The 21,707-nt window shown below is 64.2% G+C and carries 22 protein-coding genes and 1 pseudogene; 13 read left to right on the top strand and 10 right to left on the bottom strand.

Going from position 1 to position 21,707, the window contains the following annotated elements; translation table 11 throughout:
• Positions 1 to 75 precede the first annotated feature (75 nt).
• The 3 genes from AAG821_RS14815 to AAG821_RS14805 are packed head-to-tail and all read right to left on the bottom strand — an operon-like array spanning position 76 to position 2,178.
• On the bottom strand, positions 76 to 711 hold the full coding sequence (locus AAG821_RS14815; RefSeq protein ID WP_341910848.1) for a TIGR02466 family protein: 636 nt from the start codon (positions 709 to 711) through the stop codon (positions 76 to 78).
• On the bottom strand, positions 708 to 1,457 hold the full coding sequence (locus AAG821_RS14810) for a hypothetical protein (RefSeq protein WP_341910849.1): 750 nt from the start codon (positions 1,455 to 1,457) through the stop codon (positions 708 to 710). The genes AAG821_RS14815 and AAG821_RS14810 overlap by 4 nt, the downstream gene beginning before the upstream one ends.
• Positions 1,458 to 1,467: 10 nt before the next feature.
• On the bottom strand, positions 1,468 to 2,178 hold the full coding sequence (locus AAG821_RS14805) for a flagellar hook capping FlgD N-terminal domain-containing protein (RefSeq protein ID WP_341910851.1): 711 nt from the start codon (positions 2,176 to 2,178) through the stop codon (positions 1,468 to 1,470).
• A 263-nt stretch (positions 2,179 to 2,441) separates the two neighbouring features.
• Between AAG821_RS14805 and AAG821_RS14800 the strand changes: the two genes are divergently transcribed.
• On the top strand, positions 2,442 to 3,209 hold the full coding sequence (locus AAG821_RS14800; protein WP_341910853.1) for a phosphatase PAP2 family protein: 768 nt from the start codon (positions 2,442 to 2,444) through the stop codon (positions 3,207 to 3,209).
• A 65-nt stretch (positions 3,210 to 3,274) separates the two neighbouring features.
• Positions 3,275 to 4,117, top strand: coding sequence for an aldo/keto reductase (locus AAG821_RS14795; protein WP_341910855.1), 843 nt, complete (start codon positions 3,275 to 3,277; stop codon positions 4,115 to 4,117).
• A 7-nt stretch (positions 4,118 to 4,124) separates the two neighbouring features.
• Here the strand turns inward: AAG821_RS14795 and AAG821_RS14790 are convergent, their stop codons facing one another.
• The 7 genes from AAG821_RS14790 to AAG821_RS14760 all read right to left on the bottom strand — a co-directional run bounded on the left by AAG821_RS14790 (position 4,125) and on the right by AAG821_RS14760 (position 10,619).
• A complete protein-coding gene (locus AAG821_RS14790; RefSeq protein WP_341910857.1) occupies positions 4,125 to 4,799 on the bottom strand; it encodes an amino acid ABC transporter permease in 675 nt (224 codons plus the stop codon).
• Positions 4,800 to 4,805: 6 nt separating this feature from the next.
• Positions 4,806 to 5,486 (bottom strand): amino acid ABC transporter permease, encoded by a 681-nt coding sequence (locus AAG821_RS14785; RefSeq protein ID WP_341910858.1) that lies wholly within the window; start codon positions 5,484 to 5,486, stop codon positions 4,806 to 4,808.
• 2 nt (positions 5,487 to 5,488) lie between these two features.
• The gene (locus tag AAG821_RS14780) at positions 5,489 to 6,220 is read right to left on the bottom strand and encodes an amino acid ABC transporter ATP-binding protein (RefSeq protein ID WP_341910885.1); all 732 of its coding nucleotides are present in this window, start codon (positions 6,218 to 6,220) and stop codon (positions 5,489 to 5,491) included.
• Between the two features lie 40 nt (positions 6,221 to 6,260).
• Positions 6,261 to 7,109, bottom strand: coding sequence for a transporter substrate-binding domain-containing protein (locus tag AAG821_RS14775; protein ID WP_341910860.1), 849 nt, complete (start codon positions 7,107 to 7,109; stop codon positions 6,261 to 6,263).
• A 46-nt stretch (positions 7,110 to 7,155) separates the two neighbouring features.
• Complete coding sequence (locus AAG821_RS14770; protein ID WP_341910861.1) at positions 7,156 to 8,106, bottom strand: N-carbamoyl-D-amino-acid hydrolase; 951 nt, start codon at positions 8,104 to 8,106, stop codon at positions 7,156 to 7,158.
• The gene (gene hydA / locus AAG821_RS14765) at positions 8,103 to 9,569 is read right to left on the bottom strand and encodes a dihydropyrimidinase (protein ID WP_341910862.1); all 1,467 of its coding nucleotides are present in this window, start codon (positions 9,567 to 9,569) and stop codon (positions 8,103 to 8,105) included. Before hydA ends, AAG821_RS14770 begins: the two co-directional genes overlap by 4 nt.
• Before the next feature lie 111 nt (positions 9,570 to 9,680).
• Positions 9,681 to 10,619 carry a LysR substrate-binding domain-containing protein gene (locus AAG821_RS14760; RefSeq protein ID WP_341910863.1) on the bottom strand — a complete coding sequence of 313 codons (939 nt, stop codon included), beginning with the start codon at positions 10,617 to 10,619 and terminating at the stop codon, positions 9,681 to 9,683.
• A gap of 170 nt (positions 10,620 to 10,789) precedes the next feature.
• Here AAG821_RS14760 and AAG821_RS14755 point away from each other — a divergent pair, with 170 nt between their 5' ends.
• The 11 genes and pseudogenes from AAG821_RS14755 to AAG821_RS14705 all read left to right on the top strand — a co-directional run.
• A complete protein-coding gene (locus AAG821_RS14755) occupies positions 10,790 to 11,449 on the top strand; it encodes an aspartate/glutamate racemase family protein (protein WP_341910864.1) in 660 nt (219 codons plus the stop codon).
• A 7-nt stretch (positions 11,450 to 11,456) separates the two neighbouring features.
• The gene (locus tag AAG821_RS14750; protein WP_341910865.1) at positions 11,457 to 12,098 is read left to right on the top strand and encodes a flavin reductase family protein; all 642 of its coding nucleotides are present in this window, start codon (positions 11,457 to 11,459) and stop codon (positions 12,096 to 12,098) included.
• Complete coding sequence (locus AAG821_RS14745) at positions 12,074 to 13,513, top strand: FAD-binding oxidoreductase (RefSeq protein WP_341910866.1); 1,440 nt, start codon at positions 12,074 to 12,076, stop codon at positions 13,511 to 13,513. Before AAG821_RS14750 ends, AAG821_RS14745 begins: the two co-directional genes overlap by 25 nt.
• Positions 13,514 to 13,537: 24 nt before the next feature.
• A complete protein-coding gene (locus tag AAG821_RS14740; RefSeq protein ID WP_341910868.1) occupies positions 13,538 to 14,461 on the top strand; it encodes a dihydrodipicolinate synthase family protein in 924 nt (307 codons plus the stop codon).
• Entirely contained in the window at positions 14,461 to 15,246 is a 786-nt protein-coding gene (locus AAG821_RS14735) for an SDR family oxidoreductase (RefSeq protein ID WP_341910869.1), read from the top strand. The genes AAG821_RS14740 and AAG821_RS14735 overlap by 1 nt, the downstream gene beginning before the upstream one ends.
• A 71-nt stretch (positions 15,247 to 15,317) precedes the next feature.
• Complete coding sequence (locus tag AAG821_RS14730; RefSeq protein ID WP_341910871.1) at positions 15,318 to 16,223, top strand: LysR family transcriptional regulator; 906 nt, start codon at positions 15,318 to 15,320, stop codon at positions 16,221 to 16,223.
• Between the two features lie 119 nt (positions 16,224 to 16,342).
• Positions 16,343 to 17,377: a 2-oxoglutarate and iron-dependent oxygenase domain-containing protein gene (locus AAG821_RS14725; protein ID WP_341910873.1), complete on the top strand. Its 1,035-nt coding sequence runs from the start codon at positions 16,343 to 16,345 to the stop codon at positions 17,375 to 17,377.
• Positions 17,374 to 18,501, top strand: coding sequence for a ring-opening amidohydrolase (locus AAG821_RS14720; RefSeq protein ID WP_341910875.1), 1,128 nt, complete (start codon positions 17,374 to 17,376; stop codon positions 18,499 to 18,501). Before AAG821_RS14725 ends, AAG821_RS14720 begins: the two co-directional genes overlap by 4 nt.
• 95 nt (positions 18,502 to 18,596) lie before the next feature.
• Complete coding sequence (locus tag AAG821_RS14715; RefSeq protein WP_341910877.1) at positions 18,597 to 19,634, top strand: BMP family protein; 1,038 nt, start codon at positions 18,597 to 18,599, stop codon at positions 19,632 to 19,634.
• Positions 19,635 to 19,652: 18 nt separating this feature from the next.
• Entirely contained in the window at positions 19,653 to 21,173 is a 1,521-nt protein-coding gene (locus tag AAG821_RS14710) for an ABC transporter ATP-binding protein (RefSeq protein ID WP_341910879.1), read from the top strand.
• Positions 21,170 to 21,707: pseudogene (locus AAG821_RS14705) on the top strand (hypothetical protein); the annotation flags it as partial. The gene AAG821_RS14710 and the pseudogene AAG821_RS14705, both read left to right, overlap by 4 nt.

Genomic DNA, 21,707 nt, shown 5'->3' with positions numbered 1-21,707 from the left:
GAGTGTTGCGATCTGCAGTTAATGCTTGTTTACCAAGGTGATCGCCATCACAGCGCGGCGCATTGCCGCAGATGGTCAAAGCGACAGATTGAAGGCCACCGAGATCCGCCGGCCATCGCCTTCATAGGGCTGCACTGCATGCAGCAGCCATGAGGGGAAAATCAGCAGTTGCCCGCTTCGCGGGAATACACGCTCCCCCAGACCCGCAGTTACGCAGCCCTTGATCGCCATCTTGACCAACGGATTGTAGGCCATCGGCAGAGGGCCACGCGGATCATAGAATTCGATGGCACCACCGCGGCCATCCCGGCCCGCGATACCGCCATCATCGACATAGAAACAGCCAGACCAGTAGGCACCGGGATGGCAATGCATGTCGTTGCCGTTTCCAGGCCCGTTGATATTTGCCCAGGCATTCACCTTCCAGGCGAGACGCTGGCGTTCCAGGCCATTGGCACCGCAAACCATGGTGATGTTGCCAATGGCTTCCTCAATCACGGCATAGAGACCCTGACCGGGAATACCGGCCCAGTTGAAGAAATCATCGCGCGACTGCCAGCCGCCACGATTGCTGTGCCGCACGCCAGGATCGACCGCTGCATGTTCCAGGATCAGTGCACGCAATCCCGCCAGCAGCGCCGCCTGCCCGCCCAGATCAATCTGCACCAATGGCGTGGCGAACAGATGGCGGATTTCGCTATGCGCGGTCATGGCTGCAGCTGCGCCGCATAGCGTGGCGCCGGATTGCCACGGAAGTCATGGGCCCCCGTATGTGTGAGCCGGCCGGCCGTATCGAGCCAGACCTTGCCGCCCGTGCGACGCCAGCGCCAGCAGAAGGCATAATCCTCGCTGAGATATGTGCCGGTATCGGGATCGATCATGCAATCGAAGATCGCATGATCGATCCGGTTGCCGCGCACTGGTGGGTGGACCAGCATGTGGCTGTAGCGCAATTCCGGATGGGCTGCGACAACACGCTGGATCGCCCGACGGGTAATCAGCATGAAACCGGTGCCCGCATGAATACCCGTGACAAAGCCTTCACGCCTCTCAGCCTCGTCATCCTGGCAGGGCGTGCCGCAATAGCGCAGCGCCGATTCCTCGCCCCATTGGCGCTGACCGGTGACACGCGCATGCTCCCAGTCCAGCACCTTGAGCGGATAGACACCGGCGACGACATCTTCGCCAAACCGCAGCATGCGCTCGACCTGCTTCGGATCGAAGGAGATATCGGCATCGACGAACAGCAGATGCGTGGCCTGCGGCATATCGAGGAAGGCGGATACCAGCGTGTTGCGGCTGCGCGTGATCAGCGAGTCATTGCCCAGCATCGCCAGGGTGACATCGAAAAAGCTGCTGCGGGCATGCTGCATCAGGCCGATGACCGACTGCATGTAGGCCTGGTGCACCTGCCCGCCATAGCAGGGGGTGGCAACAAAAATGAGTGGGCGCGTCATGGCGGTCTGATCAGGCGTCAGTGTCGTCGTCCGTCGTACCGGCATCAAATACGGCGATGACATCCTCGGGCAGAACCTGCATGCCCGATACGATCAGATACTGGGTGCCATCGATGGTCTCGACAGCCTCGACATAGCCACGGGCATAGACCTTGGTGCCATCCAGCACAGCACCGGAGGCATCCTTGGCCGTGACCTCGAGCGTGTAGTTGCCGGCATCGCAGGCATTGCCTTCGGCATCGGTGCCATCCCAGGCCACCTCGATCCGGCCGCTGGTGCCGGCACCCGCATCCTCGGCAGACATGCTGCCACTGCGCACCACATTGCCGTCCTCGTCGAGAATCCGGTATTGCACCGTCGCTGCGTCGTCGGGCAGGTCGTAGGACCAGAAGCCGGTGCCGCCTTCGGCCAGCTCGATCTCGTTGCTGTCGAAATCGACCACCTTGCCGATATAGCTCAGGTTGTTGCTCGACTGCTGACTCTGCAGCATGGCAATCATGGTTTCTAGATTCTCATTGATGTTGATCTGTTGTTCGACCTGGCTGAACTGGACCAACTGTTCAGTGAATTCGTTCGCATCCATTGGATCGGTCGGATCCTGGTTCTTGAGCTGCGTGGTCAGCAATTGCAGGAAGGTGTCGAAATCGCTGGCCAGCGCGCTGGAGGCGCTGCTGGCGGCAGATGTGGTGGTGACAGTGGTGGAACTGACAGCGCTGACCATGGCGGTTCTCCTGCGAAGGGGTTGCCCTTCCTCTAGCGCAGGAACCGCCGCGTAAAATCTCAAACCACGCCGTCGCAATGCTGCGTAACAAATTTCAGCCGCAGCCTTAATTTCCGTTAGGGATATTTAGTTGTTCTTTCGGAGTACCACCAAAGGCTCGCCGGTCACTGTTTGGTCATCGGCGGAACTCCCTTTCGGGCAGCCCGGATGTCAGATTCATGACAGATTGAAGACTGAGGAAACGTACCCAGACGGCCCGCGCCATGCAGTCCAGTTTCGCCATATTTCTTGCCCCCGTCATCCAGTGGGACCACCGGTTGCTGCTCTGGCTCAACCAGTTTGCCGCTGAAAATGCCGCGCTGGACCGGTTCATCTACAATCTTGCCAATTCTGCCATGCTGAAGGGTGGCGTATTCATGGCCTTCCTGTGGTGGCAGTGGTTCCGGCACGATGACGCCACAGTGCAGCGCCGCCAGACCATTCTCACCGCCCTGGCCGGCGCCATAGCCGCCATCGGCATTGCCCGTGTCCTCCAGATCGCACTGCCGTTCCGCGCGCGGCCATTGCACAATCCCGAACTGGGCCTCGCCTCACCCGTTGGCATCAATCCGGACACGCTGGATGGCTGGAGCTCCTTCCCCAGCGATCATGCCGTGCTGTTCTTTGCCCTTGCCGCGGCCGTGTGGCGCCTGTCCCGGCCGCTGGGCCTGCTGGCTTTCCTGTGGAGCGCCATCGCGATCTGCCTGCCGCGCGTCTATCTGGGCTATCACTATGCCACCGACATCCTGGCGGGCGCCGTGGTCGGCATCGTCGCCATGCATCTGACCTTCGCCATTCTGCGGCCACAGTTGCTGGGCGGTCCGCTGCTGCGCTGGGAAGCCCGCCATGCCACATCCTTCTACTGCCTCGCCTTCCTCGCCACGCTGGAGCTTGCCGTCCTGTTCCAGGATGTGCGGCAACTGGCCAGTGACAGCCTTGGCCTGCTGCATCACCTGACGGTGACATCCGCCGTGGCGACCGAAGCCCGTTAGCCGGGGCTCGATAGACACAGGCAACAGCGTTATTCTGACCCTTCTGCGTCAGAGACGGAGCCGCCATGACCACCAGAAAAACCGTCCGCCTGCCCGGCGGCGAGACTGTGCCGCGCCTCGGCCAAGGCACCTGGCAGATGGCGGAGAAACCGAGCTTGCGCCAGGCCGAGATCACCGCCCTGCGGCTTGGTCTCGATCTCGGCATGACGCTGATCGACACCGCCGAAATGTATGGCGACGGCCGTTCGGAGGAACTGGTGGCCGAGGCGATGGCCGGCCGCCGCGACGAGGTTTTCCTCGTCAGCAAGGTGCTGCCGAGCAATTCCAGCCGCAAAGGCACGGTGGCGGCCTGCGAACGCAGCCTGAAACGGCTGCAGACCGACCGCATCGACCTTTACCTGTTGCACTGGCGCGGCAGTCCGCCACTGGCGGAAACGCTGGATGCCTTCGAGGCCCTGCAGAAAGCCGGCAAGATCCGTCACTGGGGTGTCAGCAATTTCGATATCAACGACATGACCGAACTGTCGCGCGACCCCCGCGGCAAGGCCTGCGCTACCAACCAGGTACTCTACAACCTGACCCGGCGCGGCATCGAATATGACCTGCTGCCCTGGCACCGGGCGCAGCAGCAGCCGATCATGGCCTATTCACCCATTGAGCAGGGGCGCCTGGCCGGCCATAAGGCCCTGCTGGCCATCGCGCAACAGCATGGCGTGACGCCGGCCCAGATCGCACTGGCCTGGTTGCTGCGGGAGGAGACTGTCATCACCATCCCCAAAGCCGGCAGCGTGCAGCATCTGCGCGACAACCATGCAGCCCTGGACATCGCGCTGACGCCCGACGACCTTGCGGCACTGGATCAGGCCTTTCCGCCACCCAGAAAAGCCCGCCCGCTGGAAATGATCTGAGACGCGCCTACTTGGCCGTCATGTTCTTGTGTTCAAGCCGGCTGAGCCAGCGCACCAGCGGCCACAGCAGTGCCAGGTAGATCAGCGCCGCCAGCACCACCGGAGACGGATTGAACAGCAACGCCTGGGCATCGCGGGCAACGCGCAGCAACTCCGGCAGCGCCACCACGCTGGCAATCGTGGTCAGCTTGACCACCTCGATGCTGTTGCCGACCAGATCAGGCAGCACATTGCGGGTGGCCTGCGGCACGATCACATAGGCCAGTGCCTGCATGCGGGTGAGCCCGGTGGAGCGCGCCGCCTCCATCTGCCCCTGCGGCACGCTGAGCAGGCCGGCGCGGAAGACTTCGCCGTAATAGCTCGAGTTGTTGAGCAGGAAGCCGAGCGCCACCGCCAGCAGCTTCGGGATATCGAGCCCGAGGAAGGGTGTGCCGAAATAGATGAAGATCAGCAGCACCAGCGGCGGCAGGGCGCGGAAGATATCGACATAGGCGGCGACCAGGAAGCGGATCCAGCGGCTTTCGCTCTGGGTGCCGATCAGCGCCACGGCGAGGCCGCCTAACAGACCAAGTGGAATCACCAGCGCTGAAAGCCACAGCGTGGTGAACAAACCCTGCAGCAGGTAGGGAAAGACCTGGATGAAGACATCGATGTTGAAGAAGTTGCGCAGCAGTGCATCCATGATGCGTCAGACCTTCCACTGCCAGCGGGTTTCGAGCCGCCGCGCCGCATAGAGGATCGGGATGAACAGCAGCAGATAGGCGGCCGCCGCCATGGTCAGCGGCGTCGGATTGCCCGAATTGCTGCTGGCCGACTGCGCTTCATTCAGCACCTCGTTCAGCGCCACCACCGACCCCAGCGCGACATTCTTGCTGATGGCAATCACGCGGTTGGTCAGCGGCGGCACAGCGATGCGGAAGGCCTGCGGCAGGATCACCGCCGTCATGGTCTGCCACCAGTTGAGACCCGTGGAACGGGCCGCTTCCGACTGGCCGCGCGGCAGCGCCAGGATGCCGCCCCAGACACTTTCCTCGGCATAGGCCGCGAGCACCAGCGACAAGGCCAGCCACACGGTGGTGAAGGCATTCATCGGCATGCCGATCAGCGGGAAGGCAAAGAAGAAGACGATCATCAGCACCAGCGGCGGCAGCGCCCGCATGATGTCAGCAAAAGCGATGATCAGCAGTGACAGTGGCCGGAACTGCATGGCCCGCAGCACCGCCAGCACCACGCCAAAGACCAGGCCGGTGATCGCCACCAGCACGCCGACACCGGCCGTGACGCCCAGCCCCTTCAGCAGATCGGGCCAGTATTTGGCCGCGACCTCCAGATTGAAAAAGGTATGGACGAAGCGTTCGAAGTCGCTCATCGCTATTCGGCCGCGTGGTAGCGTGCCAGAAAGGCTTTGGTGCGTTCGTGCTGCGGGGCGCCGAATACCTCGGCAGGCGGCCCCTGCTCCACGATCACGCCCCCATCCATGAAGATGACGCGATCGGCGGCGGCGCGGGCGAAGGCCATTTCATGGGTGACCACCAGCATGGTCATGCCCGCTTCGCGCAGCTGGCGCATCACCTTCAGCACTTCGCCCACGGTTTCCGGATCGAGTGCGCTGGTCGGCTCGTCAAACAGGATCAGCTTGGGCTGCAGCACGATGGCGCGGGCGATGCCCACGCGCTGCGCCTGCCCACCGGACAGCTGGGCAGGATGCACCCCGGCCTTGTCGACCAGCCCCACCTGCTCCAGCGCCGCCATGCCGAGCTTGTCGGCCTCGGCCTTCGACTTGCCCAGCACCTTGCGCAACGCCAGCGTCACATTACCCAGCGCGGTCAGATGCGGGTAGAGATTGAACTGCTGGAACACCATGCCGATACGCTGGCGCACCGTGTTGATATCGACATCGGGGCGGGTGATGTCGGTGCCATCGACCACCACCTGCCCGCCGGTCGACTCCTCCAGCCGATTGCAGCAGCGCAGCATGCTGCTCTTGCCCGAACCGGACGGCCCGATGACACAAACCATTTCACCGGGCCAGACCCGGAGGTCAATACCACGCAACACAGAGAGAGACCCGTAGGCCTTGTGCAGGCCTACGAGCTCCAGGATCGGCGATGGACTCACGAACGACTATCCTTGCTGCGAAGGCTTACTTGCACGCCAGCGTCGCCGGGGTCGGGTCATAGCCTTCCATGCCCGGAACGCCGAAGCCCGGCGTGATGGTGGCCGCGGCCGAGCCCGGCTTCGGCTTCTCGCCCAGCCACTTCTCGACGATCTTGGCCAGCGAGCCGTCCTGCTTCATGCACTTGATCGCCATCGACATCTCGTTGCGCAGCGCCTTGTCGTCGAGACGGAAGGCCATGGCCCAGACCAGGCCGGTGGAGATTACCAGCGTCGCCTTGAGGTCGGGATTCTGCTTCGCTGACCAGGCGCTGGAGGTGTTGCCCGACATATTGGCGTCGGCGCGACCGGCCAGCACGGCCTGCACGGCATCGGCATTGGTGCCGAAGACGTCATACTTGAAGCCGAGCTTCTCGGCATTGTCGCGGGCCCAGTTCTCGTAGGCCGAACCCTTGTTGACTGTGATGGTCTTGCCCTTGAGGTCTTCGACGGTCTTGATGTCCGGCGCGCTCTTCTTCTGCACGAAACCGTAATCGGTGTTCAGGTAGCCGTCGCTGAACAGCATGTTCTTGGAACGCTCCGGCGTCACCGTCACCGGTGCGATGACGAAATCATACTTCTTGGCATTGAGGCCGGGGATCAGGGCGGAGAATTCGGTGCCCTCGATCTCGATCTTCTTCCCCAGCTTCTTGCTCAGCTCTTCACCGAGATCGATGTTGAAGCCCTGCAGGCCACCGCCCAGCTTGGCCATGGCATGCGGGGCGAAGGTGGCATCAATGCCGGTCTTCAGCGTCTGGGCCAGAGCCGGCAGGCTCAGGCTGGCGGCGGCAAGCACCGCAGCGGCGAAGAGACCCCGGTTCAGTTTGCGATAAATCATGGCAACCCCCTTGTTATGGATGATGGATAGAACGCGCAAATACAGTTCAGTCAGGCGGCGTGCCGAGCGGCGCACCCGCACCGGTCCGCTCGATAATCAGGCCGTAATGCTCGGGCCGGCGATGCTTGGCGAAATTGAACACATGCTCGCGGAAGGTCTCGCCCAGTGCCAGGTCGGCATTGACGAAGAGCAGCTCGTCGCCCTCGCCCTGCGCCTGGGCCACAATCTCGCCGGTCGGCGCAACAATCGCCGAACCGCCGATCATGTGGAAACCATCCTCGGAACCGCATTTGCCGGCCGCCGCCACCCAGAGCCCGTTCTGGTAGGCATTGCCCTGCAGCGAGAGCAGATGATGGAACATGCGCAGATGCGGCGGTTCGCTCCAGTGGATATTCCAACTCGGCGTGTTGTAGCCCAGCGCGACGATCTCGGCGCTCTGCAGACCCATGACGCGATAGGTTTCGGCCCAGCGGCGGTCATTGCAGATGCACATGCCGATGCGTGCATCCAGTGCTTCCCAGACCTTGAAACCCTCGTTGCCAACCTCGAAGAATTTCTTCTCCAGATGCTGGAACGGTGCGGTCGGGATGTGATGCGAATGACCGGGCAGATGGATCTTGCGATAGCGGCCGACGATCCTGGCCTTCCCATTGACGAGGATGGCGGTGTTAAAGCGACGGCCATCCGGTGTCAGCTCGGCATAGCCGAGATAGAAGCCGATGCCGAATTCGGCCGCCAGATCGAACAACGGCTGTGTTTCCGGGCCCGGCATGCTGCGTTCGAAAAAACGTTCGACCGCCTCTTCCTCGGTCATCCAGTAGCGCGGGAAAAAGGTGGTGAGTGCCAGTTCGGGGAAGACGACGAATTTGGCGCCGCGCGCATGGGCCTCGCGCAGCAGGGCAATCAGGCGCTTGACCACGGCGGCGCGACTGTCGGCCAGATGGATGGGGCCCAGCTGGGCGACGGCCAGGCCATAGGGGCGCTTCAGCGTACTCATTGCATGCCCACCAGACTGCGCAGCATCTGCCGCGCCACGGCGGCCGAAATCCCGGTCGGGTTGGCCAGCATGTCGGACGGCTTGCGCTTGAGGAACTTGCCCGAGCCGCGTTCGGCATTGAGCGTGTTGTTCTCGACCACGACACGGCCGCGGCTGATGACGATTTCCGGCCAGCCCTTCAGCTTGCGACCTTCATAGGGCGTGTAGCCGACATTGTCGTGCAGCATGCCGGTGGTGACGGTGATCTCGCGGTCCGGATTCCAGATGCCGATATCGGCGTCGGCACCCACGGCAATGGTGCCCTTGCGGCCGCTGAGGCCATACATCGCGGCATGGTTTGTCGCCGTTAATGCCACGAATTCCTGGATGGTGATGCGGCCGGCCATGAAGCCTTCGGAGAACAGCAGCGGCAGGCGCAGTTCCAGCCCCGGTACGCCATTGGCCATTTCCTTGAACGTCGTCGCGTCGCCCTTGGGCAGCTTGCCGGTCTTGTCAAACCGGTACGGCGCATGATCCGACGAATAGGTCAGCAGCGTGCCGTCCTTCATGCCGGCCCAGACCGCCTCCTGCGATTCCTTGTCGCGCGGCGGCGGCGAACAGCAGAACATTGCGCCGTCCATGCCGTTACGATCCAGATCCTCAGCGGTGAGGAACAGATATTGCGGGCAGGTTTCGGCGTAGACGGCAGCGCCGCGCGTCTTGGCATTGCGGATGGTGTGGATCGCTTCCTGACCCGACACATGCACGATCAGCAGCGGCACGCCGAGCAGGCGGGACAGCGCAATGGCGCGGTTGGTCGCCTCGCTTTCGGCAATCGGGTCATGCGCCACGGCATGGTATTTCGGCGCGGTATGGCCCTGCTCCAGCAGGCGATGCGCCAGCCAGCGGATCATGTCGTGGTTTTCGGCATGCACCATGACCAGCGCCTGCTCGCGTGCCGCCACGGCCAGCACATCAAGCAGCTGGTGATCGTCCAGCCTCAGCTTGTCATAGGTCATGTAGACCTTGAGCGAGGTGATGCCTTCGCGGATCGCGGCCGGCAGATCGGTCTGCAGCGCGGTATCGTCGGGATTGGCCAGGATCAGGTGGAAGCCGTAATCGATCACGGCCTTTTCGCGCGCCAGCCGGGCGTAGTCAGCCACGACTTCGGGGATTTTCATGGCGCGATGCTGCGCCGCAAACGGGATGATCGTGGTGGTGCCGCCAAAGGCCGCCGAAACCGTTGCGGAATAGAAGTCGTCAGCGCACATCAGGCCCATGCCCGAGAGCTGCTCGACATGGCAATGGCTGTCGATGCCGCCGGGCAGAACCCAGCGGCCTGCCGCATCAATTTCGCGCTTGCCCGGCGCGATGGATGACCCGATCGCGGCAATCACTCCGTCACGAATGCCGATATCGGCCTCGAAGACTTCGGCTGCGGTGGCAACGCGACCCTTGCGCACCACCAGATCGAATTCCCCCATGCGCCTCACTCACTTCGTTACGCTGACACTGCGGAAAGTTTCGCAATGCAGCACCAGAATGTCGCATGCCGGTTTGTCATCAGCCCTTAACACGATGTTAAGGGCCGGCCGTCAGTGCCGCAGGATACTGCCGGCTTCCGCATCGAGTAGCGAAAAGCCGTTGAGCGCCATCAGCTTGCGCAGGATATCGACAAAGCCCTGGGCCAGCTGCGACAGCGGTTCGAAGCGCAGGAAAGCCAGGTTGGCGGTCATCACCGGCGCATCCGCCACGGCACAGGCGACCAGATGCCCGTTCGGCCAGTTGTGCAGCGAAAACTCGTCGATCAGCGCGATGCCGCCGCCGGCCTGGGACAGCGCGCAGGCGCTCTGCGGCGAACCGACTTCGATGGTGGCGCGCAAGGGTTCGCCCGCCGCGTCATACATCGACGCCACCATGCGCCCGTAAGGGCTTTCACGGTCATAGCTGATCAGCGGATAGGGGCGCAGATCGGCCAGAGTGAGCGGCCCCTTGCGCTGCGCCAGCGGGTGATCCTCCGGGCAAACGCAGACGATGCGGCTCTGGCCCAGCGGCTTGGTTTCCAGATTGGGATGCTCGATGGGCGTGCTGATGATGCCGATATCGGCCTGGTGGTTCAGCAGGCGATCCTGCAGCGGCGCGTAATTGAGGAAATTGAAGGTGACCCTGGCATCGGTGTAGCGCGCGCAGAGGCCGGCGATTGCCTGCGGAATCAGCACATGGCCGATACTTGGGCTGGATACCACATGCAGCACGCCCTGGCGCCGCTCGGCCAGTGAATGCGCGACTTCATTGACCCGCTGCACGCCGAGGTAGACATGATCGACCTCGCGGAACAGGCGTTTCGCCTCAGGGGTGGCATACAGCCGACCCTTGATGCGCTCAAACAGCGGAAAACCAACCCGCGTCTCGGTATAGGACAGCAGACGGCTGACCGCGGGCTGCGAAACATGCAGCACCTTCGAGGCGCCGCTGATCGAGCCGGTGCTCATCACCGCCCGGAACACTTCGATCTGCCTGAGATTCAATGACATGGCGGCCACTCCCTGCGGTTTTTTATCGGTCATCGCATGATGCACCGAAATCGGGCAGGCCCATAACACTGGGTTAAGGGCTGTGGACAAATAAGCAAGGAGCATGCCATCGCAGCAGGCTTAGACTGCAACCGATCTTCACAGGCTCTTGTCTTCACTGGGAAAACGCCATGGCCTCCACCGTCCTTGTGATCAATCCGAATTCCAACGAAGCCGTCACCGCCGGCATCGACGCAGCCCTCGAACCGCTGCGCATGGCCGGTGGCCCCGCCTTGCGCAGCCTGACGCTGAAAGAAGGTCCGGCGGGCATCCAGACCCAGCAGGATGTGGAATCGGTGACGCTGCCGCTGGCAAAACTGGCGAAATCACTGGAAGCCGAAGCCGGCGCCTTCGTCATCGCCTGCTTCAGCGATCCCGGCCTGCATGTGGTGCGTGAAGCGGTAAAGAAACCCGTACTCGGCATTGCCGAATGCGGCGTGCTGACGGCGCTGACCCTCGGCCACAGCTTTGGCGTCATCGCCATTCTCGATGGTTCGATCCCGCGCCACCTGCGGCTCTGGGGTGCCATGGGAGTCACCGACCGGCTGGCCGGTGAACTGGCCATTGGCATGGGCGTGGCGGAACTGGCCGACAAGGAACGCACGCTGACCCGCATGGTTGCCGTGGGCAAGCGCCTGCGCGACGAGAAGCAGGCGCACAGCATCGTGATGGGCTGTGCCGGCATGGCCGCCTTCCGCGATCCGCTGCAGGATGCGCTGGGCATTCCCGTGGTGGAACCGACCCAGGCCGCTGCCGTGATGGCGCTGGGCCGCGTGCGTCTGGGCTGGTAAGCCGCAAATGGATTTCGCAGCCGCCGACCTGTCGCCGGACCGCATCTACAAGCTGCTGGTCAGCACGGTGATGCCGCGCCCCATCGCGCTGGTCTCGACCCTGAATGCCGACGGCATCGCCAATGCAGCGCCGTTCAGCTTTTTCAACGTGTTCAGCAATGCGCCGCCGCTGCTGGTGATCGGCATCGAAGGCAACAAGCGTGAAGATGGCCGGCCCTACAAGGACACTGCGCGCAACATCGCCGAACGCGGTGAATTCGTCGTCAACATGGTGAGCCATGCCATCGTAGAACCGATGGTGATCTGCGCCATCGATTTCCCCGATGGCGTGAACGAGATCGCCGAGGCCGGCCTGACCACGGCGCCATCGAAGCAGATTTCCGTGCCGCGCATCGCGGAATCGCCGGTCAGTTTCGAATGCCGCACCTTCAGCATCACCGACCTGCCCTATAACCGCAAACTGGTGTCTGGCGAGATTCTGCACCTGCATATCCGCGACGGCCTGATCGACGACAAGCTGCATGTCGATGCTGCAGGCCTAGATCTGGTTGGCCGCATGCATGGCGCGGCCTGGTACACCACGACGCGCGACCGTTTCGAGGCACCACTCATGACTGTCGCCGAATGGCGGACGAAGCAGAAGCCATGAGCGACACGGCTTTTCTGGCACAGCTGGCCGATATTGTCGGCGCGGCCCATGTCCTCACCGAGGCCACCGCGCAGGATGCCTATGTCGTCGACTGGATGAAGAAGTATCGCGGCCGCGCGCTGGCCGTGGTGCGGCCGGCCGACACGGCGCAGGTATCTGCCGTGCTGCACTGCTGCAACGACGCCCGGGTTTCGGTGATCCCTCAGGGCGGCAATACCGGCATGGCCGGTGGCGCCACGCCGGATGACAGCGGCCGGCAGGTGATCCTCAGCCTGGGCCGGCTCAACCGTATTCGCGAGATCGATCCGGTCGGCAACACCATCACGGTGGATGCCGGCTGCATCCTCGCCAATGTCCAGGCTGCGGCCCGTGAGTCCGGGCGATTCTTCCCGCTCAGCCTCGGCGCCGAGGGCAGCTGCACCATCGGCGGCAATCTCGCCACCAATGCCGGCGGCATCGCCGTGCTGCGCTATGGCAATACCCGTGAGCAGGCCCTGGGCCTGGAAGTGGTGCTGGCCGATGGCCGCATCTGGGACGGGCTGCAGGGTCTGCGCAAGGATAACACAGGCTATGACCTGCGCGACCTGTTCATCGGCTCGGAAGGCACGCTGGGTGTCATCACCGCCGCCGTGCTGAAACTGCAGGCGGCACCGGCGGTGCGCGTCACTGCCCTGGTCGCCCTGCCCGACCAGGATGCGGCGCTGAAGCTGTTTGTGCGGCTGGGCGCCCGCGCCGGCGACCGGCTCACGGCTTTTGAATTCATGACGCACAGCTGCCTCGATCTGGTGCTGCAGCATGTGCCTGGCACTGTTTCTCCCTTTGCCACCGTGCCGCCCGCGATAGTACTGACCGAGCTGAGCGACACCGACGCGGCGGCCGATCTCGCCGGTCTGCTGGAAAATATTCTGGGCGATGCGATCACAGCCGGTGAGGCCGAGGATGCGGTGATTGCCCAGAGCGGCGAGCAGGCCAAGGCGCTGTGGCGCCTGCGCGAGGGCATATCGGAAGCGCAGGTGCGCGCCGGCAAGACCATCAAGCATGACATTGCGCTGCCGATCGGTCGCCTGACCGCCTTCATGCGCGACTGCGAAACCGCCGTGGAAGCCGCCTTCCCCGGCCTGCGCTTCCTGGTGTTCGGTCATCTGGGCGACGGCAACCTGCATTACAACCTGCAGCGCGCACCGCATATGACCGACGACGATTTCTACGCCCTCACGGCGCCACTGAATGCCGTGGTGCACGATCTGGTCCATCGCTATCGCGGCAGCATCAGCGCCGAACATGGCGTCGGCCAGCTGCGCCGCGATGAACTGCCGCGCTACAAGCCGCCGGTGGCGATGCAGATCATGCACGACCTGAAACGGCTTTTCGACAGCCGCAACATTCTCAACCCGGGCAAGCTGCTCCAATCATAACCGTTCGCCGCCTACGAGGATTTCATGGCCAAACTCGACGAAACCGCCGCTGGCGTCTACATCATCTCGGTGACCCCGTTCACCGACAGCGGTGCCCTGGATCTGGACAGCACCGACCGCATGGTCGACTTCTACATGGAGCAGGGTGTCACCGGCTTCACCCTGCTGGGCATGATGGGCGAAGCACCGAAACTGACGCTGGCGGAATCGCGCAGCTTCGTGAAGCGCGTGCTGGCGCGCCTGAACGGCAAGGTGCCGGTGGTGGTGGGCGCCTCCAGCCCCGGTTTTGCCTCGATGGCCGAACTGACCAAGGCGGTGATGGACGATGGCGCCGCCGGCGTGATGATCGCCCCGCCCGGCACGCTGAAGACCGACGACCAGATCGTCACCTATTACGAGAATACCGCCGAGGCCATCGGCACCGGCACGCCTTTCGTGGTGCAGGATTTCCCGCAATCGACCAATGTGCATATGGCGCCATCGGTGATCGCGCGGATCGTCAAGAGCCTGCCCTCCTGCGTGATGCTGAAGCATGAGGACTGGCCGGGCCTGGCCAAGCTTTCGGCCCTGCGCGCCATGAAGGACATGCGCCGCATCAGCATCCTGGTCGGCAATGGCGGCCTGTTCCTGCCCGAAGAGATGGAACGCGGCGCCGATGGCGCCATGACCGGCTTCGCCTATCCGGAAATGATGGTGGGCGTGGTGCAGGCCTATCAGGCCGGCAAGCCGCAGCGCGCCCGCGATATCTTCGATGCCTATCTGCCGCTGGCCCGCTACGAACAGCAGCCCGGCCCCGGCCTCGCGATCCGTAAATATGTGCTGCAGAAGCGCGGCGTCATTGCCTCGGCGGCCCTGCGCAAGCCCGGCCCGAAGCTGTCGGCCGTGGATATCGCCGAAGTGGAAAACATGATCGCGCGCCAGACCCGGCGCCTGCAGGAGATCGGCTGATGGATCTCGGCCTCACCGGAAAACGCGCCCTCGTTCTGGGCTCCAGCCGCGGCCTTGGCGCCGCTGTCGCCCGCACGCTGGCGCGTGAAGGCGCTACCGTGATCGCCGCCGCCCGCAGCGTGCAGGACACCAAGGCCTGGATCGCCGCCGAGGCACCCGATGTCGCCGTGCGCCTGAGTGCCCATGTGCTGGATCTCTCCGACCGCGCCTCGGTGGATGCACTGGCCGATGCCGTGCTGGCTCAGGCCGGTGTCGATATCCTGGTCAACAACAGCGGCGGCCCGCCGCCGGGCGCAGCCGCCGAGATCGCACTGGACCTGTGGCAGACACAGTTTGCCGCCATGGCCGGCCATCTGTTCCATCTGAGCGGCCGGCTGCTGCCGCCGATGCTGGCGCGCGGCTGGGGCCGCATCATCACCATTGCCTCCTCGGGTATCGAACAGCCGATCCCCAATCTGGCGCTGTCCAACGGCCTGCGCATGGCCGTGTTGGGCTGGTCGAAGACCCTGGCCGCCGAAGTGGCGCCCAAGGGTGTCACCGTCAATCTGGTGCTGCCCGGCCGCATCCATACCGACCGCGTCGACCAGCTGGATCAGGCCACCGCCACCAAGCAGGGCAAGAGCCGCGACGATGTGGCGAAAGCCTCGCAGGCCGCAATTCCCATGGGCCGCTATGGCCGGCCAGAGGAATTTGCCGATGCGGTGGCCTTCCTCGCCAGCGAACGCGCCGGCTATATCACCGGCACCAAGCTGCGCGTCGATGGCGGGATGATCCGCGGCGTCTGAGCCACGGGGTCTTGCCGTTTGGCGCGGCTGCCCCTTAGATGGGGCATGCCTGCTGACCGGTTGCGCGCCCCATGAAACCCCAGTCCCGATCCCGCGCCTTTTCGTATTTCGAGGCGGTGGCCCGTATCGGTTCGATCCGCAAGGCGGCGGCAGCGCTCAACATCGCCTCCTCGGCGGTCAACCGCCATGTCCTCGACCTGGAGGAAAGCCTGGGCGTGGCGCTGTTCGAGCGTCTGGCCCGTGGTGTGCGGCTGACCAGCGCCGGCGAGCTGCTGATCGCCCATATCCGCCGCACCGCCCATGACTTCGATCTCACCCGTTCGCAGATCGAGGAACTGCGCGGCCTGCGGCGCGGCCATATCCATCTCGCCATCATCGAGGCGGTGGCCGATGTGGTGGCCGAGCAGATCGCCACCTTCCAGGCCAGTCATCCGCGCGTCACCTTCACCGTCGATGTGGTGGGCAGCCAGCAGGTGGTGGCCGCCACCGTGCGCGAGGAAGCCCATATCGGCTATGCCTTCAATCCGCCCGCCGACCGCCGCTTCGCCGTGGTCGCCGATGTGCCGCAGCCGTTGATGGCCCTGATGGCGCGGCGCCATCCGCTGGCCGGCCGCGACAAGCTGCGGCTCAGCGATTGCCTGCCCTATCCGATCCTGCTTGGTGACGAGAGCCTGGGCGGCCGCCGCCTGCTCGATACCGCCACGGAAGGCTCCTCACTCTCGCTGCGGCCTGTGGTCACCGGCAATTCGGTGGCGGTGATGCAGACGGTGGCGGCGCGCAGCCAGGCGATCTGTTTCCAGATCGAGATCGGTGCCCGCAGCGGCGCCGGGCTGGTCGCCATCCCGCTGGTCGACCGCGCCCTGCGCGGCCGGCTGGTGATCGGCATCGGCCGCAACCGCCAACTGCCCGTGGCGGCTGCGGTTTTTCTGGAAAACCTGAAAGCCGATCTCGCCGCCCGCCAGCGCCGTAAGGCCTGATCCCGGAGCGATGCTAAAAACAGAGCGGTCTGCTCTGAAAACGCTGCTTGTCGGCATCGTTCGCCGCCGGCTTACTGAACCCGTTAGAGGATTTCGGGTGCAGTGTTTGGGGGCAGGTGATGGCCGTGCTGGATTACGTACCGCTCATCGATATCGCGCCATTTCGTCTGGGCGATGCCGCTGCCCGTCGCCAGGTAGCCGCCGAGATTGACCGCGCCTGCCGCGAGATCGGCTTTTTCATCATCACCGGCCATGGCATCGATACCGTTGATCTGGATGCGATGCGCAGTGTCACGCGCGGCTTCTTCACACAGCCGCTGGCCGACAAGCTGAAGATCGCGCCGCCGCGCGGCCAGAAGGGCATTCGCGGGTTTCGCGCCGTCGGCGATGAAAGCCTGTCCTACTCGCTGGGCGAGGCTGCACCGCCGGATCTGAAGGAGACCTTCCGCATCGGCCATGTGCAGCCGGGCCAGGATGCCTATGCCGAGCGCGCCAAGGCCAGCTACTATGCGCCCAACCTGTGGCCGCAGCGTCCCGCCGAGTTCCGCAGCACCTGGACCGGCTATTACCGGCAGATGGAGCAGCTCGCCGCCCTGCTGATGCAGACCTTTGCAGTGGCACTGGATCTGCCCGACCGTTTTTTCGCCAGCAAGATCGACCGCCATATCAGCCATCTGCAGGCCAATCTCTATCCGGCCCAGCCCGATGCGCCCCTGCCCGGCCAACTGCGCGCCGGCGCCCATACCGATTACGGCAGCCTGACAATCCTGCTGCAGGAAAATGTTGCCGGCGGCCTGCAGGTGCGCACCGCCAAGGGCGACTGGGTGGATGTGCAGACCGCGCCGAATGATTTCGTCATCAATATCGGCGATCTGATGGCCATGTGGACCAACGACCGCTGGGTTTCCACCCTGCATCGCGTTGCCAACCCGCCGCGTGACATCGCCGCCGAGCAGACCCGCCGCATGTCGCTGGTCTTCTTCCACCAGCCCAACTACGACGCTGAAGTGGCCTGCCTGCCGACCTGCCAGGATGCCGGCACACCAGCCAAATACCGGCCGACCACATCGGGCGACCATCTGCTCGGCAAGATCGGCAAGGCCAACACGATGGGGCAAGAAAGTGAAATGAGCAAAGTGCCGGTGCATGTATGAACGCGTTGAGCAACTCCGCCTTTGAATGCTGCGTCACCCGCGTCGCCATGCAGCATCCGGGCGACATGAGCGGCATCGAGAAGCTGTTCGATAGCGGTAGCGTGGCGCCCGAGGCGGTGGTTGCCATCCTGGGCAAGACCGAGGGCAATGGCTGCGTCAACGATTTCACCCGTGCCTATGCGGTGTTTGCGCTGCAGGTGATGCTGGCGCGCCGGCTCAAATCTACGCCTGAAGAGATTGGTAAACGCGTCGCCATGGTGATGTCGGGCGGCACCGAGGGCGGCCTGTCACCCCATTACATCGTGTTTTCCGTGAAAGCAGCGTCGCGCCCGGCGAGCGGCCAGAAGGCCATGGCGATCGGCACGGCGTTTACCCGCAGTTTCCTGCCCGAGGAAATCGGCCGCATGGCGCAGGTGCAGGCCACGGCCGAAGCGGTGGCGCAGGCCATGCAGCAGGCGGGCATCAGTTCGGAAGCCGATGTGCATTACGTGCAGGTCAAATGCCCGCTGCTGACCTCGGAGCGCATCGCCGAGGCCCATGCCCGCGGCCAGGCAGTGACCACCGAAGACACCTATGCCTCGATGGGCCTGTCGCGTGGCGCTTCCGCGCTTGGCGTCGGGCTTGCGCTCGGCGAAGTGGATGCCGGCAAGCTGCATGATGCCGCCATCGGCCAGGATCTCACGCTGTGGTCGGGCCGCGCCAGCGCCTCGGCCGGTGTCGAACTGACCCGCAACGAAGTGATCGTCATGGGCAACAGCGAGGCCTGGGCTGGTGACAGCATCATCGCCCATGCGGTGATGGAAGACGGTATCGATTTTCCTGCCGTCGGCCGCGCCCTGCGTGCCGCCGGGCTGACTATGGACGGGCAACTGCCCGAAAGCGAGGCAGGCCGCCTATGTGCTGTGCTGGCAAAAGCCGAGCCGGCGCGCAGCGGCCGCATCCGCGGCAACCGCCATATCATGTGGGACGACAGCGACATCAACGCCACGCGCCATGCCCGCGCGCTGGTCGGCGGCGTTGTCGCCGCTGCGATTGGCCGCACGGATTTGTTCATTTCCGGCGGCGCCGAGCATCAGGGCCCCGATGGCGGCGGACCGATCGCCGTGATCGCACGACGCGCCTGATGGCGGCTGGCTCAGTTATTGCACCGAACACCGCTGCAATGATGCAGCGGCAGACTCCCCTAGCAACGGCTGCCGAACCAAAGGAGGTTCTTGCCATGGTCACTCAGCAAAAACAGACGCGTATGAAGCATCGCCTGACATTCACCGGGCTTGCGATGGCCGCATTCGGCCTGGCCGTCGCGGCACAGCCCGCCATGGCACAGACCAAGGTGGCCATGCTGCTGCCCGGCAGCATCAACGACCAAAGCTGGAACGCCCAGGGCTATGCCGGCCTGATGAAGATCAAGGATAGCGGATACCAGGTCGCCTACTCGGAAAACGTGCCGGCGGCTGACCATGTGGAAGCCATGCGCGACTACGCGCGCCAGGGCTACAAGATCGTGATCGGCCATTCCGGCCGCTTCCTCTCGGCCGCGCAGCGCGTTGGCCCTGAATTCCCCGAGGTGCAGTTCGTGGCTGGTGCCGGCGGCGGCGGCATGGGCAAGAACGTGATGTCGATCGATTACGACAACACACATTTCGGCTGCCAGCTCGGCGTGCTGGCCGCGCGGATGAGCAAGACCGGCAAGATCGCCGGCGTCTATGCGCTGGAAGGCCTGCCCAACATGGTGGCGCAGGTGGGTTCCTATCGCCTCTGCGCCAAGCGCATCAAGCCCGATATCGAAGTCTCGATCATCTATATCAAGGATATCGAGGATGCCGCGGCCGCCAAGGAAGCTGCCTTCTCGCTGATCGCGGGCGGTGCCGATTTCGTCGCCGGCAAGCTGAATGCGGCCCAGGCCGGCCTGATCCAGGCCGCCAAGGAGAAGAATGTCTTCACCACCGGGCGCTCCTTCGGCCATACCGCGATTGCACCGGAAAATGTGATCACCAACGTGGTCGAGAAATGGGCCGATATGTATGCCGCGACGGCGGACTCGGTGAAGGCCGGCAAGCTGTCGGGCGATCTGGTGATGTATGGCTACAACACACCGGCCACCAGCGGCGCCGCGCTGCAGCAGACCGCGGAACGCGCCTATCATCCGGCCGTGCCGGCCACCGTGGTGGCCGAACTCGACACCTACAAGAAGATGTTCGCCACCGGCGAAATGAAGCTGGCGCCGACCAAGGACGATGCCCGCGGCGGCAAGTAAGCCCTGGAAGACCGCGTCATGAAGCCGTTGTTGGACATGCACGGGATCGTCAAGACCTATGGTCCCGTGCGTGCCAATGACGGCATCTCGCTCACCGTACCACCGGGCTGCATTCTCGGCCTGCTGGGCGAAAACGGTTCGGGCAAGAGCACGCTGATGAAAGTGCTATTCGGCATGGTGGCGCCCGATGCCGGCAGCATCCTGTTCAAGGGCAAGGAACTGTCCGGCCATACGCCGGGCGAGGCCATTGCCACCGGCATCGGCATGATCCATCAGCATTTCATGCTGATCGAGGCGATGACCGTCACCGAGAATATCATGCTCGGCTGGCAGGCCGCCGGCCGCTGGTTGCGCCGCGATGCCATCCGCGATCTGCTGCGCGAGACCAGCACGCGTTATGGCCTCGATCTCGATCCCGATGCGCTGGTGGCCGACCTGCCGCTGGGCCGGCGCCAGCGGGTGGAAATTCTCAAGGCGCTGCTGCGCGGCGCCGACCTGCTGGTGCTGGACGAGCCGACCTCCAATCTCAGCCCCCCGGAAGTGACGGCCCTGCTGCAGATCATGCAGCGCCTGCGCGACGAGGGAAAATCCATCATCTTCATTTCACACAAGCTGGGCGAAGTGATGGAGGTCTGCGACGATATCGTGGTGCTGCGCGACGGCAAGGTGGCCGGCCGCACCACGGCCGCCAATACCGACCGCACCGCGCTGGCCCGCATGATGGTGGGCCGCGACATTGCCGCGCCGCTGCATCGTCAGCCTTCCGCCAGCAGCACCACCCTGCTGAGCCTGCACGGCATCAATACGGCTGCCGACCAGGGCGTGGCCCTGAAAGACATCAGCATCGATGTGGCGGCCGGTGAAATCCTCGCCATCGCCGGTGTCGACGGCAACGGCCAGCTGGAACTGGCCGAGGCCATTGCCGGCCTGCGCCGACTGAGCGCTGGCCGCATCCTGCTGGACAACACCGATCTCAGCCAGGCCGGTATCGCCGCGCGCGTCGCCGCCGGCGTGGCTTATATGCCGGCCGACCGGGCGCAGACCAGTCTGGTGCAGGGCATGAGCATTGCCGAGAACCTGATGCTGCGCGATTCCGCCCGGCCGCCATTTTCGCGCGGTCCCTGGCTCAGCCGCGCCGGGCTGGCCGCCGCCGCGAAACGCCTGGTGGCTGCTTTCGACATCCGCACGCCCAGCGCAGAGCTGCAGGCCAAGCAGCTGTCCGGCGGCAACCAGCAGAAGATCGTCGTGGCGCGCGAGATCGACCGCGGCCCGCGCCTGCTGATCGCGCATCAGCCGACCTGGGGCCTCGATCCCGGCGCCACCCGCTTTGTCATGGACAGCATCCTGGCCCTGCGCGACAGCGGCGCCGCGGTGATCTACATCTCGTCCGAACTCGATGAGGTTCTGTCGATCGGCGACCGTATCGGCGTGCTGTTCGACGGCCGCCTGGTTGGCGTGGTGCCGCGCGATGCCGTCGATGTCGGCCGCATCGGCCTGATGATGGCCGGCAGCGCGATCCCGACTGAGCAGGCCGCATGAGCGAGATCGCCGCCGGCATCGCCAAGTCCTCGCGGTGGCAGGTTTACATCCCCGCTTCGCTGCGCCGCGCCGCGCTGGCCGTGCTGCTGGCGCTGGCCTGCACCGGCCTGCTGATCATGTTCTCCGGCAAGGATCCGCTGCTGGCCTATCGCGCCATGCTGACCGGCGCCTTTGGCTCCTTCGACCGCATCGCGGTGGGCTTCAACAAGGCGACGCCCTATATCCTCACCGGACTGGGCATCGCGCTGTGCTTCCGCGCCAAGATCATCAATATCGGCGGCGAAGGCCAGATCGCCATCGGCGGCCTGTGCGCCAGTTGGGTCGGCATCATGCTGCCGCTCGGCAATCCCGTGCTGGCGATTGGCTCGGCGCTGCTGGCCAGCATTCTCGGCGGCATGGCCTGGGCCGGGCTGGCAGCCGCCATCCATATCGGCCGCCGCGTGCATGAAGTGCTGGTCACGCTGCTGCTCAACTTCGTTGCCCTGCTGATCGTCGGTGCCGCCCTGCATGGCAGTCTCGGCGAAGACGGCGCCG

It is taken from the genome of Ferrovibrio terrae (genome assembly GCF_943372915.1).
In the GTDB taxonomy this organism is placed as follows: Bacteria; Pseudomonadota; Alphaproteobacteria; order Ferrovibrionales; family Ferrovibrionaceae; genus Ferrovibrio; species Ferrovibrio terrae_A.
Note: the sequence above shows the minus strand (reverse complement) of the source record. Positions and strands in the feature narration are given on the sequence as shown.

Bases quoted from the DNA above. Each gene is read 5' to 3' on its own strand.
- AAG821_RS14740 (WP_341910868.1), top strand. From the start codon at position 13,538: ATGGCCAAACTCGACGAAACCGCCGCTGGCGTCTACATCATCTCGGTG.
- AAG821_RS14785 (WP_341910858.1), bottom strand. From the start codon at position 5,486: ATGAGCGACTTCGAACGCTTCGTCCATACCTTTTTCAATCTGGAGGTC.
- AAG821_RS14770 (WP_341910861.1), bottom strand. From the start codon at position 8,106: ATGAGTACGCTGAAGCGCCCCTATGGCCTGGCCGTCGCCCAGCTGGGC.
- AAG821_RS14760 (WP_341910863.1), bottom strand. From the start codon at position 10,619: ATGTCATTGAATCTCAGGCAGATCGAAGTGTTCCGGGCGGTGATGAGC.
- AAG821_RS14790 (WP_341910857.1), bottom strand. From the start codon at position 4,799: ATGGATGCACTGCTGCGCAACTTCTTCAACATCGATGTCTTCATCCAG.
- AAG821_RS14745 (WP_341910866.1), top strand. From the start codon at position 12,074: ATGGCGGACGAAGCAGAAGCCATGAGCGACACGGCTTTTCTGGCACAG.
- hydA (WP_341910862.1), bottom strand. From the start codon at position 9,569: ATGGGGGAATTCGATCTGGTGGTGCGCAAGGGTCGCGTTGCCACCGCA.
- AAG821_RS14805 (WP_341910851.1), bottom strand. From the start codon at position 2,178: ATGGTCAGCGCTGTCAGTTCCACCACTGTCACCACCACATCTGCCGCC.
- AAG821_RS14725 (WP_341910873.1), top strand. From the start codon at position 16,343: ATGGCCGTGCTGGATTACGTACCGCTCATCGATATCGCGCCATTTCGT.
- AAG821_RS14795 (WP_341910855.1), top strand. From the start codon at position 3,275: ATGACCACCAGAAAAACCGTCCGCCTGCCCGGCGGCGAGACTGTGCCG.
- AAG821_RS14775 (WP_341910860.1), bottom strand. From the start codon at position 7,109: ATGATTTATCGCAAACTGAACCGGGGTCTCTTCGCCGCTGCGGTGCTT.
- AAG821_RS14715 (WP_341910877.1), top strand. From the start codon at position 18,597: ATGGTCACTCAGCAAAAACAGACGCGTATGAAGCATCGCCTGACATTC.
- AAG821_RS14720 (WP_341910875.1), top strand. From the start codon at position 17,374: ATGAACGCGTTGAGCAACTCCGCCTTTGAATGCTGCGTCACCCGCGTC.
- AAG821_RS14750 (WP_341910865.1), top strand. From the start codon at position 11,457: ATGGATTTCGCAGCCGCCGACCTGTCGCCGGACCGCATCTACAAGCTG.
- AAG821_RS14710 (WP_341910879.1), top strand. From the start codon at position 19,653: ATGAAGCCGTTGTTGGACATGCACGGGATCGTCAAGACCTATGGTCCC.
- AAG821_RS14735 (WP_341910869.1), top strand. From the start codon at position 14,461: ATGGATCTCGGCCTCACCGGAAAACGCGCCCTCGTTCTGGGCTCCAGC.
- AAG821_RS14755 (WP_341910864.1), top strand. From the start codon at position 10,790: ATGGCCTCCACCGTCCTTGTGATCAATCCGAATTCCAACGAAGCCGTC.
- AAG821_RS14810 (WP_341910849.1), bottom strand. From the start codon at position 1,457: ATGACGCGCCCACTCATTTTTGTTGCCACCCCCTGCTATGGCGGGCAG.
- AAG821_RS14815 (WP_341910848.1), bottom strand. From the start codon at position 711: ATGACCGCGCATAGCGAAATCCGCCATCTGTTCGCCACGCCATTGGTG.
- AAG821_RS14800 (WP_341910853.1), top strand. From the start codon at position 2,442: ATGCAGTCCAGTTTCGCCATATTTCTTGCCCCCGTCATCCAGTGGGAC.
- AAG821_RS14730 (WP_341910871.1), top strand. From the start codon at position 15,318: ATGAAACCCCAGTCCCGATCCCGCGCCTTTTCGTATTTCGAGGCGGTG.